We start from the raw sequence: 16,013 nt of genomic DNA on the forward strand, positions 1-16,013 counted from the left end.
TGTCTATCAATATGTTTGTGTATCTATGCTTTAGAGTTTTACGACGTTTTTAGCTTGAGGTCCGCGGTTTCCTTCTTCGATTTCAAATTCAACCTCTTGACCTTCATCAAGGCTCTTGAAACCTTCTCCTTGAATGGCGGAAAAATGTACGAAAACATCGTCTTCGTTTGGTACTTCGATAAATCCAAATCCTTTGTCACTATTGAACCATTTCACTTTACCTGTTACTGTCATTCGATGAATCCTCCTAAAAAGTTAAAAAATATTAATGGTGATGATTTTACCGTGATGGAAAAATCAATTTCACACATTATCCAGCACCCTCATTCAAGTTAAAATTATCATACGAAGATGCTTGATAAAATGTGAAAGCCTACAGGAAAAATTAACCCACTCCTTTGGGGCAATTTCCATTTTTTTAGTATATACCCACCTTTATAAAGGATAAAACAAATGGAATTAATTTATACATTCCCATTTAGGAAAATATTATTAGACAGGTTTTATACGGGGAAGCATAACGGTATTGTCGCACAGGAGTTTCCTGGATTGAAATTTGACGGGGCCAATTGGAAAAGCCTTTAGAGTTGAGATTAGGAAAACAATTTGGCATTAAAGTTTTTCACGAAAATAATCGGGTATAGGATAAGAAAGAAAGGACTGATGAATAATGAAGAAATTATTAAAAAGGGCCCTCATTTTTGCTGCTCCAATCATATTCAAGGAAGTAAAAAAACGCTGGAAAAACAAGCGGAATCAAAAAGCGATTAAACCTGCAAGGTAATAAGTTAAACCATGAATAAATGAACGGTAACCATATGGATTAGATAAGGGGCGCTGATTAAGCGTCTTTTGTTTTGCCATTTGAACAAATCACCTAATGGTGATGCATTCACCTCTACATCTTTCCTTCATATCGTGTTAAAATAGAAAGGTTGATTGAAAATGAATGATGAGTAGCCAATGCTTAAGCCTTATGATATATTTCTTCTTACATATATTGTGTATGATCAGGATTTTTGCATACAAAGAAAGGTTGCCATTCCAATGTAAAAAATACAGTAAACCTCTATAAATTTTTTTATTGATGACTCCAATAATGAAAGGAACATATTATGACTAATTTAAAAGACGAGGTTCAATCCCGACGGACCTTCGCAATCATCTCTCACCCGGATGCCGGGAAAACGACTTTGACAGAAAAATTATTGCTGTTTGGCGGCGCGATCCGAGATGCCGGAACAGTTAAAGCTAGAAAAACAGGGAAGTATGCAACAAGTGACTGGATGGAGATTGAAAAGCAACGGGGAATTTCCGTTACATCTTCAGTCATGCAATTCGATTATGATGATTTCCGTGTCAATATTCTCGATACACCAGGCCACCAAGATTTCAGTGAAGACACATATCGTACACTGATGGCTGTTGATAGCGCCGTGATGATCATCGACTCGGCAAAAGGTATCGAGGATCAGACGGTTAAATTATTCAAAGTATGCCGGATGAGGGGTATCCCGATTTTCACTTTTATCAATAAAATGGACCGACAAGGTAAAACGCCGCTAGAATTGCTTGCCGAACTCGAAGAGGTATTAGGTATAGAAACATATCCAATGAATTGGCCGATTGGGATGGGAAAAGACTTCGTGGGCATTTACGACAGGTTCAATAATCGGATTGAACAGTTCAAAACGGAAGGGGAAGAGCGTTTCCTTCCATTGAATGACGAAGGTGAACTCGAAGTGGATCATAAACTTAAGGATTCCCAGTTATATGAGCAAACTTTGGAAGAAATCATGCTGTTGACGGAAGCGGGTAACCAATTCTCTGAAGAAAACATTGCGACTGGAAAACTTAGTCCCGTATTTTTCGGGAGTGCTTTAACGACGTTCGGTGTTCAGACGTTTTTGGATGCTTATCTGAAATTTGCACCAGCTCCACAAGCGCGGATGACAACTTCAGGTGAAATGGACCCTGTCAGTAATGATTTTTCCGGTTTCATTTTCAAGATCCAGGCGAATATGAACCCAAAACACCGTGACCGGATCGCTTTCCTTCGCATTTGCTCCGGTAAATTCGAACGTGGGATGAGCGTCAACCTGAGCAGGACAGGAAAACCAATCAACCTTTCTTCTTCTACTCAATTCATGGCTGATGATCGGAACACCGTAAATGAAGCGGTAAGCGGAGATATCATCGGTTTATATGACACCGGTAACTACCAAATTGGCGATACGATTACAACAAGCAAAGACATGTTTCAGTTTGAAAGGCTGCCTCAGTTTACACCGGAACTATTCATGAGGGTAACAGCTAAAAACGTCATGAAACAGAAACATTTCCATAAAGGAATTAACCAACTTGTACAAGAAGGGGCAATTCAGCTCTTCAAAACGGTTCGGATGGAAGAATATCTGCTTGGTGCGGTTGGGCAACTTCAATTCGAAGTATTCGAGCATCGTATGAGGAACGAGTACAATGTTGAAGTCGTGATGGAGCGCATGGGCAGCAAGATTACACGCTGGGCTGAAGATGAAAAGCTTGATGAAAATCTTCATAGCTCAAGAAGCATTCTTGTTAAAGACCGGTTTGATAAATATGCATTCTTATTTGAAAATGAGTTTGCACTTCGTTGGTTCCAAGATAAAAATCCTGATGTGGAATTATATAATCCAATGGATTTGAAATAATGAAGAAGCCCGTGTTATATACACGGGCTTTCAGACTGTAGACAAACTCGATGAAAATCGAGTTAAGTCTACAGTCTTTTTTTTGGCTTGTACAAATTCGGACGTTGATTTCCACTTCAGGCACTCGCTTTCCGCGGGCGGTCCGGGAGCCTCCTCGGCGCACTTGCGCCTGTGGGGTCTCCCTTGGACTCGCTATTCCCGCAGGAGTCTCGCACCTTCCGTTCCAATCTACTTTGTCTTAAATTTTAGATAGAACCTCATTTGTCTACAGTTTTTTTTGGTGTGCAAAAACTCGAACGTTGATTTCCACTACAGGCACTCGCTTTCCGCGGGCGGTCCGGGAGCCTCCTCGGCGCACTTGCGCCTGTGGGGTCTCCCTTGGACGCGTTTTTCCCGCAGGAGTCTCGCACCTTCCGTTCCAATCTACTTTGTCTTAAATTTTAGATAGAACCTCATTTGTCTACAGTTTTTTTTGGTGTGCAAAAACTCGAACGTTGATTTCCACTACAGGCACTCGCTTTCCGCGGGCAGTCCGGGAGCCTCCTCGACGCCTTTGCGTCTGTTGGGTCTCCCTTGGACTCGCTATTCCCGCAGGAGTCTCGCACCTTCCGTTCCAATCTACTTTGTCTTAAATTTTAGATAGAACCTCATTTGTCTACAGTTTTTTTTGGTGTGCAAAAACTCGAACGTTGATTTCCACTACAGGCACTCGCTTTCCGCGGGCAGTCCGGGAGCCTCCTCGACGCCTTTGCGTCTGTTGGGTCTCCCTTGGACGCGTTTTCCCCGCAGGAGTCTCGCACCTTCCGTTCCAATCTACTTTGTCTTAAATTTTAGATACAACCTCATTTGTCTACAGTTTTTTTTGGTGTGCAAAAACTCGAACGTTGATTTCCACTACAGGCACTCGCTTACCTTACGGGTGAACTTATATACAGCGAATGAATAGTGCCGAAAGCCTCCTGATGGCCTCAGCAGACTTTTCTCGTGGGAATGTGGGGTAATTTATTCAATTAAAGAAGAAGCTCTGCTAAGGAAACCAGGCTACATAGTCCTGATTGGTCATTATGAGAAAAAACTGTTTCATTATTTTATAAAGATCAATGAGACAACCAAGGCATTGCAATTAGCCCAAATAATTATCGAATCACATAAAAGTCATTATTATGGAATTAATTTACAAATATATCTATCGGAAGGAGCTTGGTAATGGTTTGCGTTGTATCAGTGGAGAGAAGCATCACTGATAAAATCGAATTATACTAAAATATTCCTTTGACAATCTCCTGAAACTACTATATATTTAGCTAGTACTTTAGTGCTTAAAAGCGTTTCAGTAATTGTGAGGAGTGAAAAGGTCCTAGCCTTACCTCAGAGAATATACAACATTGAAAGCGGGGAAATACATCATGCGTCTTGAAGATGCAAAGCTAAAACTCTCCTTACTTGAAGCAATTGGGGTTTTGGCCATTCTATTCTTAATCATTGCAACTGGAATCATACATTATGGACTTGCCCCCCATATTCCAATAATAGCGGCAATCCTTTTCTTATTTGTTTATGGGAAGATTAAGAAGCTGCCATTTTCAATTATGGAGGCGGCTATAGTCAAAGGTGCAGGTACTGGTATGGGAGCCATTTATATATTCTTTTTCATTGGAATGCTGATTTCCATCTGGATGGCAAGCGGGACGATCCCTACCATCATGTACTATGGGTTTGACTGGATTTCTGGTGAATATTTCTATGCGATCACATTTCTGGTGTGTTCGCTAATTGGGCTCTGTATCGGGAGTTCACTTACAACATCAGCCACTATCGGCGTTGCTTTAATAGGTATGGCGGCGGCGATGGATTTATCGTTGGCGATTACAGCCGGTGCAATCATTTCCGGTGCATTTCTTGGGGATAAAATGTCTCCATTATCCGACTCTACCAACCTTGCATCGGGAACGGTTGGAGCACCATTATTTGAACATATTAATAATATGCTTTGGACTACGATTCCAGGTTTTTTAATATCGCTTATCATTTTTTACTTCCTTTCACCGAATGTCAAAGTTGCTCGTGTTGAGGAAATCGAAGCCATGACCAAAGCCCTGGAAATGGAAACGAATATAAGCATATGGAGTTTGATTCCGTTTGTCATCGTTCTAATCATGGCTTTGAAAAAGGTGTCAGCCATTCCGACATTGTCGGCAGGAATCATTTCGGCAGCCATCATCGCTTTCATTCAAACGCCTAATTTGACGGTAGCAAAACTGGCGGATATTTTATACGGCGGATTTGTCCTCAAGAGTGGAATGGATCAACTTGACTCAATCTTATCACGGGGCGGCATTGAAAGTATGATGTTCTCCGTTTCGATGGTGTTGTTGGCATTGGCCATGGGCGGACTATTGTTCGAATTGGGGGTCATCCCTTCTATTTTAAAAGCAATCCAGGATTCATTGACGAGTGTAGCGAAAGTGATTTCCGCTACTGTATTTGCAGGAATCAGCGTGAACTTCCTGGTTGGTGAACAGTATTTGTCAGTTATACTGCCTGGGAAAGCCTTTCAGCAGAAATATGAAGATTTAGGCTTGCAGCCCAAAACGCTTGCGAGGGTACTTGAAGATGCGGGAACAGTTGTGAATCCTCTGGTTCCTTGGGGTGTCTGCGGTGTATTCCTGACACAGGTATTGGGTGTTTCAACCCTTGAATATGCCCCATTTGCATTCTTCTGCCTGCTTTGTCCTTTGCTCAGTCTGATTTCTGGCTTTACGAAAATCGGTATCCATTATAAATGAAAAAAACAGGCGGTCGGTTTTGACTGCCTGTTTTTTTATGTGAACTCACATAACCTTATAGAGAAGGGAACCCCCTGACATGAACAGAAATGTCAGGGGGTATTTGATCGATTATTTTGAAGACGCGATCTCATCTTTTGGGATGGACACGACCTTTTCTTTCTGTTCAAGCAAGTTCATTCGCATGACGACATTTTGGAATATGCCCATTGAAAGCATGAGCAGCAGTAAGGAAGATCCTCCATAACTGATGAATGGAAGGGTGATCCCTGTGATAGGGATAAGTCCAGTCACTCCGCCAACGTTGATGCCGACTTGAATGCCGATCATGGATGAGATGCCGATCAATAAAAGGCTTCCAAATGGATCCTTGCATTTTGCTGAAAGTACAAATCCCCTTAAAACGATAAAACCTAGTGTCAATAGAACGAACCCCACTCCGAATATTCCGAGCTCTTCCGCAATGACAGACATGATGAAATCAGTATGCGATTCAGGCAGGTACCCGTATTTTTGTACACTGTCACCAAGTCCCACTCCAGTAAGGCCGCCGGATCCTATTGCGAATAAGGAATTCACGAGTTGATATCCGCTTTCTCCTGCCTTTCCGAAAGGGTCTGCAAACCCCGTAAAACGAGACATCTTATTTTCAGAAAGAACGGCTGAGAAATTTCCTGTCACGAGTACCCCTAATGCAAAAATGGCAACGAATATCGCAGTGATCAAAGAGAGTTTGAATATACTCTTAAAAGACATCCCGGATGAAATGATCATGGTACTTGAAATCAGGAAAATGACCGCTGCCGTTCCATAGTCAGGCTGTATTCCGATTAAAAAGCAGATGAATACCAGAAAGAAAATCGGCGGGATGACGGCTTTATCAATACTATTGATTCGATCCTGCCTTTTTCCGTAAATGGCTGCCAGATAAATGATTATGGCTAACTTGGAAAATTCAGCGGGTTGGATCGATTTTGTCCCTAATTTGAACCAGCTTGTGGCATTTCCTGCTGTATGGCCGAAGATAAAGAGCAGCAAAAGGATACCGGCCATTCCAAACATCATAGACATCAAGAACATTTTGTTTTTGTACATCTTATAAGGAAGGATCATCGTGACGATCATTGCCACGAATGAAATGAGAAAAGCCGTTTTTTGCTTCTCAAAGAAGTAATCCATGGGCCAGCCGTATCGAGCGACAGCAGTGATCATGCTCGAACTGTAAATCATGACTAAACCAAACAAACAGAGTAATACGACAGCGATGAAAATAGGGAAGTCGTATGCTTTAATTATTCTTTTCACTTGTGCGCTCACCTCAAATATGTATGCGCGAAAAAATCGCCTTCTTATATAGTAACGGAAAATCGGTTATATAGATAATAATTTTTATTCGATAATATGAATTTATCCTCCATAAACCAATATTAAACACTAAAACCGAGAAACTTGGTCTGCTGGATTTCCTTTTTGCTTATAGCCGAATTCGGATTCCTATACATTACCTTCGATAGTAAACGTGAATACTCCTTTTAATAACGGGAAAATTTTTACTATATATTCCATTTGGTGGTGCTTTTATGTCTGGAAGATTACTAAGGTTAAAACTTGATGTGATGCAGTGGATACTGAAAACGAATTTGTTAGAGTAACTCATCTTAAGAGGTATACTTATTTTAGCACCGGTTATGTGGCACGGAATCGAGCAGGGATTTTATGAAGAGAGGGAACCCGTTATGAACTTGGTTCCAATCGATTATATTATACAGGCTGCTGCGTCTCTGGCATTATATAAAGAGGGTTGACGCGAAAAACCTCGTATGTTTAGTGAATTAGGGAAGGTCTACCTCCTTGGTCGATCTTAATTAAAAGCATAAATATGATAGGAAGTACCAATGAAAATAAGGTAAAGCAAGGGGAGTAGTTATGGAAGAAATACAAGACAAGCTGGAAGTGTTTTCTCCGGCAACAGGTGAGAAGATTGCGGAAATAGTCCCAACGCCATTGAAGGCGATTCCTCATATATATAAGAAATCAAGACATGCGTTCCAAGCATGGTCGAATCTTCCCATCAAGGAACGGCTGCAGTATTTAAAACGGCTTCGTTTATTGATGGTTGAAAAAATGGATGAAATAGCTGAAGTCATTTCAAAAGATACAGGAAAAGTGAAAATTGAAGCACTGGTTGCTGATATCATGCCAACGATTGATGCAATCAAGCATATCGAGAAACATGCAGTGAAAACTCTTTCCGGACGAAAGGTCACCACTCCGCTCATGTTAATTGGAAAAAAATCTTATATCCATTATATGCCCCGTGGAACGGTTCTCGTCATTTCACCATGGAATTATCCGCTGCAGCTTTCCATGGTACCCATTCTTAATGCGCTAGCAGCGGGAAATGCAGTCATCGCCAAGCCCTCAGAGGTAACTCCTTTAGTTGGGGTGTGCATTGAAAAGTTGTTTCTTGAAGCTGGTTTCCCGGACGGAACTATACAGTTTGCCCATGGAGGAAAAGAATTGGGTGCGGCATTAACTGAGCAAAAGCCAGATTATATATTTTTTACTGGATCTGTAAGGACTGGGAAAATGATTGGTGAGGTCGCAGCTAGACAACTGATCCCAACGACTTTGGAGCTTGGCGGGAAGGATCCAATGATCGTTCTGCGTGATGCCAACCTGGAACGGGCTGTGAACGGGGCCCTTTGGGGGGCTTTTACAAATAGCGGGCAGGTGTGCATGAGTGTTGAAAGGGTTTATGTGGAACGTCCTGTTTATAAGGAATTCCTCATGCTTCTTAAAGAAAAAACGAAGTCCATGAGGCAGGGGGTGCATTCGCAGGATGATATCGGTTCAATGACTTTCCCGGCACAAGTTGATATTGTAGCTGGACAACTGGAGGATGCACTGAATAAGGGGGCCGTACTTGAAGCCGGAATACCTCCGAAAGAGTGGAAAACGGGACAGACCCATTTCATTCCGCCGACGATTCTGTCCAATGTCGATCATTCCATGAAAATCATGAAAGAAGAAACGTTCGGACCCGTATTGCCTGTTGTGCCTTTCGATACGGAGGAAGAAGTGATCGCCCTGGCAAATGAAAGTGAATATGGGCTCAATTCCAGCGTTTGGACGATGGATAGGGAAAAAGCAAGCAAAATTGCGTCTCGGTTAGTAACAGGAGCGGTGACCATCAATGATGTGCTGATAACGGTTGCTAATCATCATTTACCATTTGGCGGTGCCAAACAAAGCGGAGTTGGCCGGTATCATGGCGAGCATGGATTAAAGATTTTCTGCCATGAAAAAGCGATCATGATCGATAAAGGTAAAAACAATACAGAAATACAGTGGTATCCATATGAAGGGAAATACACGAGTTTTTTATCGCTGTTTCAGAATTACTTTTCTGCCAAACCGAACTGGATTCGTTTCGGCAAAGAATATTTGCGATTGATTAAATTATCCAAAGGGAACAGAAAATGAGATCCATTTATAAAAAAGATTGTTATTTTCATAACGAGCGCGTATACTATTAATATACTTAATAACTGATTTTCCTTTTCAAAGGGGAGTAGCGTTAGGGTTCGCCCTAAAACAAAGTCGTCATTACGTGAATGTTAAACATTCATCGGCTTTGTTGACATGATTTCATGTTCAGCAAGACCTTTGCCTATATGGCAGAGGTCTTTTTATTTTGCCAATGCCAGTAGGAAGGAAATACTAACTATTGGAGGTTGAATGCATGGAAGCATCAATATTATTGGAATATGGCTGGGTCCTTCTTATCTTGGTTGGATTAGAAGGGATACTTGCTGCGGATAATGCGGTCGTCATGGCTGTCATGGTTAAGCATTTGCCAAAAGAACAACAGCGAAAAGCCTTGTTTTATGGTCTGATGGGAGCTTTTGTTTTCCGCTTTGCAAGTTTATTCCTTATTTCCTTTCTTGTCGAGGTGTGGCAAGTTCAAGCAATCGGTGCGATTTATTTACTTTTCATTGCTTTTCAGCACATTTACAAAAAATACGCTGGTAAAGGTGAGAAGGAAATCACGAAACCTAAAAAGCAATCCGGCTTCTGGATGACTGTGGTAAAGGTTGAAGCGGCTGATATAGCTTTCGCAATCGATTCGATGTTGGCTGCCGTCGCACTGGCTGTTACACTTCCTGAAACAGGCTGGATGAAAGTCGGCGGTATTGACGGAGGGCAATTCGCTGTCATGTTCCTCGGCGGCATGATTGGATTAATCATTATGCGATTTGCAGCAAATGCGTTCGTGAAGTTGCTTCATAAGCGTCCTTCCCTAGAAACGGCTGCATTTTTGATAGTGGGTTGGGTAGGAGTGAAGTTGGCGGTACACACACTCGCACACCCTTCACTGGCTGTCATCGATCATCATTTCCCTGAATCAACTCTTTGGAAATCGATTTTCTGGGTTGTATTGATTGGAATTGCAGCAGGTGCATGGATCATTTCAAGCAAGAAAGAAAAAAAAGAAAAAGAAGAGAAAAAAATACAGGAAGCTTAAAAAAAACAGGCGTGCTGGTCACGCCTAATTTGTAGACTAAAGGGGTTTTAACTAAAATTTCAAAACAAAGTTGATTGGAGTGGGTGTGCGAGACTCCTGCGGGAAAAGCGCGTCGAGGGGAGACCCCGCAGGCGCAATGCGCCGAGGAGGCTCCCGGACCGCCCGCGGAAAGCGAGTGCCTGGAGTGGAAATCGACGTTTGGGTTTTATAAACCTTTATAAAACTGAGATAAATGATTTTATCGAGTTTGTCTACAGTCTGCAGGCGTGCTGGTCACGCCTATTTTTTTTGCTTTTTCATGTATTTATGGAGATGACCCTCAAAAGCGCAGGGGTGTTTACGAATGATATGTTAAAAGATGTGAATATTAAATTCCGGTTATAAAAATGACAATTGTCCCATTGTATCGGACGAAAATCAGGAAAAAGATAACTTACTGTAATTGCACTGTAATAAACGAGAAAAAACTAAGTATTTTATCATGTTGATATATTATGTGATTTCATTTTTAATGCAAAAATAGTTCTTTTGGTACTGTCTTTTAGACTCCCTCCGCTTAAGATAAGTATGTTGATGCGTATTTTATGTTCAACAGGAGCGAGGTGAGCAAATGCTTGGATTGTTGTTTACAGCATTCAAAAAAAAGCGTTCTTTAGAAGAAACCGTATTGAAAATTCAACAAGGCGATATTAGCCTTCGTAATGATACCATAGAGTCATTCAAACCTTTTATTGCGAAAACAGTGTCATCGGTTTGCAAACGTTACATATACGAATCAGATGATGAATTCAGTATTGGACTGATTGCTTTTAACGAGGCAATCGATAAATATTCCCCGGAAAAAGGCCGTTCTTTATTGGCATTTGCCGAAACCCTCGTTAAACGAAGGGTTATAGATTATATAAGAAGCCAGTCCAAACAAAAAGAAGTCCTATTGGATTTATCACTGAATGATGATAATGAGCAAAGCCATATATATATCGATAATGAAAATTCCATCAATGAATACGAGAAGCAGAAGGAATCGGAAAGAAGAAAAGAAGAAATTCTGCTTTATATAAGCCATCTAGAGGATTTTGGTCTGTCATTTGAGGATTTAGTTGAAAACTCTCCCAAACATGCAGATGCCAGGAAGGGAGCTATTATGATCGCTAAATTGTTAATGGAAGATGACGAACTGAAAGAAATCCTGTTTGCAAAAAAGCGGCTGCCCGTAAAACAGCTTGAGGGAAAAGTGGAAGTAAGCAGAAAAACGATTGAACGGAACAGAAAGTACATCATTGCTGTGGCAATCATAATAAACGGAGATTTCTTGTATTTGAATGATTATATAAAAGGGGCTATCGATGGATGAAAAAAGGAGTTATTCTTTCAGTTAATAAGCGATTTGTAACCCTATTGACCCCCGAGGGTGAATTTCTGAAAACCAAAAGGCAGGAACGGGTATATGAAGTGGGTGAGGAAATCACTTTTGCACCTGCTAAACAAAAGTTCACTTTAGCCTTTTCCAATTTTCATTCATCTTTCAAAAAAACGGCCGTGCTAAGCATTGCCTCCACCTTCTTGATTCTGTTTTCGATTCTTCCTTCTTATTTCTCCGGTCCTGTGTCGGCATATATGACGATAGATGTGAATCCAAGCATTGAATTGGAGCTTGACGATGATTTAGAAGTTCTCAAACTTACCGGTTTAAATGAAGACGGCAAGCTTGTGATTGGTCAGCTGAAGGCCTGGAAAGGCAAGGATATGAAGACTGTTACAAACCGGATCGTTGAAACGACGAAGCAACTTGGTTATTTGAAAGGAAATAAACAAATTGTGGTTTCCACAACTTTATTGGAAAAAGATAAAGAACTGGATAAGAATTTAAAAGAAGAGATAAAAGAAATTTCTGAGAAGGATAATGTTTCTAACACAAAAATGAAAGTGATCCAGGCAACAAAAAGCGATCGGAAGCAAGCACGGGAACAAGGCATATCCACTGGTAAGTATCTCGAAAAGAAGTTGAATGAAGAAAAAGATAAGGTGAAAGTCAATAAGAGGGAGCCTGCTCCAGCACCAGATAAAAAAGTCGAGGAAAGGGTTGTTATTCCGAAAGAGAAGAGCGTAACGCTGAGTACGGAAAACAAATCGGGTGGAGAAAAGAAAAAAGAGAATAATGAAATTGAAATAAAGCAAAAGCCGGCCAATGAAGCCAAACCGAATGAACGGAAAAACGCGGGTATGGAAGTTGCCAAAATTAAGGAACAAACTGAACAGAAAGATACAATTGAAAAACGGGATGCAATAAATGGATACAAGGAAAAAAGCAACGAGTCAAAAGGGAAATCCGATAGCGACTACAGCAACCAATCAAAGAACAAGCAGAAAAATGAAAAGAATGATAAAAAGTTCGATGTAAAAAAAGTTTCATCAGCCAAAGAAAATAATAATGACGATCATATAAAGCACGAAAATAAAAATAAACAAGCTAACCAAGTGAAGCAGGCTAAACGGGATAAGCAAGCTAAGCAAAATAAACAAGATAAGCAAGATTGGGATAAGTCGAAAAGGGGTAAAGGCAATAATGGAAACGGAAATGGACATAATAATTAAAAAGAGTCCAGCATGCAGCTGGACTCTTAGCCATGGATATTTAATTGTGTTAGGAATTATTGACCTTTAAGTTGAGACTGTGCTTGTTGTACAAGACGTTTCGTAATTTCTCCGCCAACTGAACCATTGGCACGTGCTGAAGTATCGGATCCTAATTGTACACCGAATTCAGATGCAATTTCATATTTGATTTGTTCTAATGCTTGTTCGATTCCAGGAACAAGAAGATTGTTGCTGCTGTTAGCCATTTTTGAATCTCCCCTTTACTTTTTCAACGGCTTTTGCCGCTGTAATGATAGTATAAGTAGAATGTCGAGTTTTACTTATATGAGCAGCATCAAACTTATTGGTAAACCTGCCTTTTTGTTGTAAGTAAGTCAGTATTAAAAGAGAATGGAAAAAAGAATGAAAAAAGGGTAAACTAGATTTTTAATGGTTATGTGATTCACATAACTATATAGGAGTAAGAAAGGAAACTCTTTATGTTTGCTATCAAAAAAATATTATCAAAGTTAACACCAGCTCAGCTTATTGTCGGTTATTATTTTTTGGCCGTCACTATCTCGACCGTACTGTTGAGTTTGCCGGTTGCTCTGAAGCCAGGCGTGGAATTTAAATTCATGGATGCTTTATTCACAGCCGTAAGTGCAGTTAGTGTGACAGGTCTGACAGTTGTTAGTTTGCCCGAAGTGTATAATGAGGTAGGCTATTTCATTCTAATGTTCGTTCTCCAATTTGGCGGTATTGGCATCATGACACTCGGAACCTTTTTCTGGCTTATAGTGGGCAAGAAAATCGGTTTGAAGGAAAGGCAATTGATCATGACTGATCAAAACCAATCGAATCTTTCGGGCCTTGTTAAATTATTGATCCAAATCATTCAGATATTTGTCGTAATTGAAATGATTGGAGCTCTCGTATTAGGCATTTACTTTCTGAATTATTTTCCAGACTGGAAAGAGGCCTTCTTAAATGGCTTATTTTTAGCCGTAAGTGCCACCACGAATGCTGGTTTTGATATTACCGGTATATCGATGATTCCATTTAAAGACGATTATTTTGTACAGTTCATTACGATTATCCTGCTTACCCTTGGCGCCATTGGGTTTCCTGTCTTGATTGAGCTGAAAGAGTTTTTGTCCAATAGGGCCCGTACTTATAAGTTTCATTTTTCTTTGTTCACGAAGCTGACCTCAGTCACTTTCTTTTCCCTTATCATTGGGGGAACGATCCTGATTTACCTCCTAGAAATAAATGGATTCTTTAAAAATAAGAGCTGGCATGAATCGTTCTTCTACTCTTTATTTATGTCCTCCAATACGCGAAGCGGCGGGTTAGCAACCATGAATGTGAGTGACTTTTCGGAACCGACCCTTTTATTGATGAGCATATTGATGTTCATTGGAGCATCCCCAAGTTCAGTCGGTGGAGGAATCCGGACAACTACACTGGCCATCATGATTTTATTTTTATGGAATTTCATGAGAGGAAGGCGTTCCATTAAAGTGTTCAAACGCGAGATTCATCCCGATGATATCCGAAAAGCGACGGCAGTTATGATCATGGGATCCCTCCTTTGCATAATGGCGGTCTTCATTTTATCAATTACCGAAAATTTTACTTTGATGCAAATCATTTTTGAGGTATGTTCGGCTTTCGGATCAGTCGGCCTCTCGATGGGAATCACGCCTGACCTCAGCAATACCGGTAAAATTGTCATTATGATCATTATGTTCATTGGCCGTGTCGGGATAACCTCCCTCCTGTATATCATAGGTCATAAAGAAGTTACGGAAAATTTCCATTATCCAAAAGAACGCGTCATCATTGGGTAAATGATTTTAGTTTAACAGTGACCTTTCCACCCGTGGAAAGGTTTTTTGTGTTGTTTGCAGGAATCTTTGATAAAATGTTGAAATTTACCTATAAGTGAGTTTTCCACCAATTCTATTTAAAAGTTATGCGAATTTGACCCCTTACTTGGAAATCAATCGGATGAAGTATAAATCATTTTGGTAAGGAGGTGGAAGAAGTGAAGAAATATACAGGAAGAATCATTGTCCCTACCCTTTTCTTCATATTGATACTGCCCTATATAGGGTGGCTGGGTCATGAAGAACGCAGGTTTTCCGCCTTTGCAGGAATATATTTAATCATAATCTTAACCATAGCCTGGTGTTTGGGTGCCATCTTTGATCATAAACGAAAAACGATTGCTTTATTGCAGGATAGCGAAGGGCGTTATCGCATTATCTCCAATTACTCCAAAGAACTGGTCAATAGCTTCAATGAGGTTATTTTCCAAACGGATAATAAAGGAAATTGGCTGTACTTAAACCCGGCATGGAAATCAATGAGTGGTGCAACCGTGAATGAATCCCTAGGGCTTCACTTTTCTAAACATATGGATAACAATTCTTATCAAGACGTATTAAAGGCCTTTGCGGACACCTTTCATCGGGGGAATAAATATTTTCGTGCGGACATCAAACTAAATGCGAAAAAGGGAACAAGTTGGGTTGAAGCATTCGTTAAACTAATTTATGATGACGCTGGGAAATTCATCGGGACGGCGGGCATATTATCGGAAATCAATGAACGTAAACATGCGGAGGAAAAGCTTGTGAGCTTAAACGAACATTTGGCAATCACATCAAGCAAATTATCAACGGCTGCCCAGCTTGCGGCAGGGATTGCACATGAGGTCAGGAACCCGATGACAGCGATAATGGGATTCGTAAAGTTGATTAAAGATGGCGGTGCCGAAAAGCAGGAGTACTATGATATTATTTTTTCGGAAATAAATCGAATTGAGCAAGTGCTGAATGAACTCTTGCTGCTATCGAAACCTGCTGAGGCGGTTTTTCTTGAGAAGGATTTAAAGGAAAGCTGCAACCATGTCGTGACGCTATTGGAGACAAACGCCGTACTGAACAATATTCAAATACATAAAAATTATGATTCGGAACCTATTTTTATGTATTTTGATGAAAACCAAATCAAGCAAGTACTAATAAACATGATAAAAAATTCCATAGAATCGATGCCGAATGGCGGGAATATTTTTGTGAGCATAAATGGGGAAAATGGGGAAGTTTTTTTGAGCATTTTGGACGAAGGGGAGGGTATTCCGGAAAACTCCCTGCAAAAAGTAGGAGAACCATTTTTTACTACAAAAACATCAGGAACGGGATTGGGTCTTTCCGTTTGTTTTAGAATCATCGAAAATCATGGCGGAAAAGTTTTCATCACAAGTGAACTGAAAAAAGGTACGAAAATCGTTTGTATATTTCCCACCGTCCAACAAAAGGAATATAGTGGGGACCAAAAGGTCCAGGTACAGGCCTTTGAATGATAAGAAAAAAATGATTTAATTGTTGAAAAAATCTGAATGTTGTGTATATACTTTAAAAG

At 40.5% G+C, this 16,013-nt stretch carries 11 protein-coding genes; 8 read left to right on the forward strand and 3 right to left on the reverse strand.

The genetic code is table 11. The features are described 5' to 3' along the window. Positions 1 to 30: 30 nt before the first annotated feature. Complete coding sequence (locus tag OSJ91_RS07980; protein ID WP_061462203.1) at positions 31 to 234, reverse strand: cold-shock protein; 204 nt, start codon at positions 232 to 234, stop codon at positions 31 to 33. Positions 235 to 1,115: 881 nt separating this feature from the next. On the opposite strand from OSJ91_RS07980, the gene OSJ91_RS07985 reads away from it, so the two are divergent. Beyond that, entirely contained in the window at positions 1,116 to 2,690 is a 1,575-nt protein-coding gene (locus OSJ91_RS07985; RefSeq protein WP_350301856.1) for a peptide chain release factor 3, read from the forward strand. Positions 2,691 to 4,096: 1,406 nt separating this feature from the next. Continuing rightward, the gene (gene nhaC / locus OSJ91_RS07990) at positions 4,097 to 5,476 is read left to right on the forward strand and encodes a Na+/H+ antiporter NhaC (RefSeq protein ID WP_485891357.1); all 1,380 of its coding nucleotides are present in this window, start codon (positions 4,097 to 4,099) and stop codon (positions 5,474 to 5,476) included. Positions 5,477 to 5,587: 111 nt separating this feature from the next. Here the strand turns inward: nhaC and OSJ91_RS07995 are convergent, their stop codons facing one another. After that, a complete protein-coding gene (locus tag OSJ91_RS07995; protein WP_350301858.1) occupies positions 5,588 to 6,781 on the reverse strand; it encodes an FtsW/RodA/SpoVE family cell cycle protein in 1,194 nt (397 codons plus the stop codon). Between the two features lie 621 nt (positions 6,782 to 7,402). Here OSJ91_RS07995 and OSJ91_RS08000 point away from each other — a divergent pair. The 4 genes from OSJ91_RS08000 (at position 7,403) to OSJ91_RS08015 (ending at position 12,599) form a co-directional block, all read left to right on the forward strand. Then, positions 7,403 to 8,962, forward strand: a complete 1,560-nt coding sequence (locus tag OSJ91_RS08000; RefSeq protein ID WP_350301859.1) for an aldehyde dehydrogenase family protein — start codon at positions 7,403 to 7,405, stop codon at positions 8,960 to 8,962. Between the two features lie 259 nt (positions 8,963 to 9,221). Then, positions 9,222 to 10,004, forward strand: coding sequence for a TerC family protein (locus OSJ91_RS08005; protein ID WP_350301860.1), 783 nt, complete (start codon positions 9,222 to 9,224; stop codon positions 10,002 to 10,004). Positions 10,005 to 10,614: 610 nt separating this feature from the next. Beyond that, complete coding sequence (gene sigI / locus OSJ91_RS08010) at positions 10,615 to 11,358, forward strand: RNA polymerase sigma factor SigI (protein ID WP_241590486.1); 744 nt, start codon at positions 10,615 to 10,617, stop codon at positions 11,356 to 11,358. Beyond that, positions 11,355 to 12,599 (forward strand): anti-sigma factor domain-containing protein, encoded by a 1,245-nt coding sequence (locus tag OSJ91_RS08015; RefSeq protein ID WP_485891358.1) that lies wholly within the window; start codon positions 11,355 to 11,357, stop codon positions 12,597 to 12,599. The genes sigI and OSJ91_RS08015 overlap by 4 nt, the downstream gene beginning before the upstream one ends. A 56-nt stretch (positions 12,600 to 12,655) precedes the next feature. Here the strand turns inward: OSJ91_RS08015 and OSJ91_RS08020 are convergent, their stop codons facing one another. After that, a complete protein-coding gene (locus OSJ91_RS08020) occupies positions 12,656 to 12,847 on the reverse strand; it encodes an alpha/beta-type small acid-soluble spore protein (protein WP_034314196.1) in 192 nt (63 codons plus the stop codon). 234 nt (positions 12,848 to 13,081) lie between these two features. Here OSJ91_RS08020 and OSJ91_RS08025 point away from each other — a divergent pair, with 234 nt between their 5' ends. Together OSJ91_RS08025 and OSJ91_RS08030 are read left to right on the forward strand one after the other, a co-directional pair. Next, positions 13,082 to 14,434: a TrkH family potassium uptake protein gene (locus tag OSJ91_RS08025; protein WP_350301862.1), complete on the forward strand. Its 1,353-nt coding sequence runs from the start codon at positions 13,082 to 13,084 to the stop codon at positions 14,432 to 14,434. A 197-nt stretch (positions 14,435 to 14,631) separates the two neighbouring features. Beyond that, positions 14,632 to 15,954 (forward strand): ATP-binding protein, encoded by a 1,323-nt coding sequence (locus OSJ91_RS08030; RefSeq protein WP_350301863.1) that lies wholly within the window; start codon positions 14,632 to 14,634, stop codon positions 15,952 to 15,954. The last annotated feature ends 59 nt before the right edge of the window (positions 15,955 to 16,013 follow it).

The sequence above is a fragment of the Bacillus sp. T-10(2022) genome (assembly GCF_056502895.1).

What these genes read in the sequence shown, in the direction of transcription:
- OSJ91_RS08025 (WP_350301862.1), top strand. Translation starts at nt 13,082, where the DNA reads ATGTTTGCTATCAAAAAAATATTATCAAAGTTAACACCAGCTCAGCTT.
- sigI (WP_241590486.1), top strand. Translation starts at nt 10,615, where the DNA reads ATGCTTGGATTGTTGTTTACAGCATTCAAAAAAAAGCGTTCTTTAGAA.
- OSJ91_RS08015 (WP_485891358.1), top strand. Translation starts at nt 11,355, where the DNA reads ATGAAAAAAGGAGTTATTCTTTCAGTTAATAAGCGATTTGTAACCCTA.
- OSJ91_RS08020 (WP_034314196.1), bottom strand. Translation starts at nt 12,847, where the DNA reads ATGGCTAACAGCAGCAACAATCTTCTTGTTCCTGGAATCGAACAAGCA.
- OSJ91_RS07985 (WP_350301856.1), top strand. Translation starts at nt 1,116, where the DNA reads ATGACTAATTTAAAAGACGAGGTTCAATCCCGACGGACCTTCGCAATC.
- nhaC (WP_485891357.1), top strand. Translation starts at nt 4,097, where the DNA reads ATGCGTCTTGAAGATGCAAAGCTAAAACTCTCCTTACTTGAAGCAATT.
- OSJ91_RS07980 (WP_061462203.1), bottom strand. Translation starts at nt 234, where the DNA reads ATGACAGTAACAGGTAAAGTGAAATGGTTCAATAGTGACAAAGGATTT.
- OSJ91_RS08005 (WP_350301860.1), top strand. Translation starts at nt 9,222, where the DNA reads ATGGAAGCATCAATATTATTGGAATATGGCTGGGTCCTTCTTATCTTG.
- OSJ91_RS08000 (WP_350301859.1), top strand. Translation starts at nt 7,403, where the DNA reads ATGGAAGAAATACAAGACAAGCTGGAAGTGTTTTCTCCGGCAACAGGT.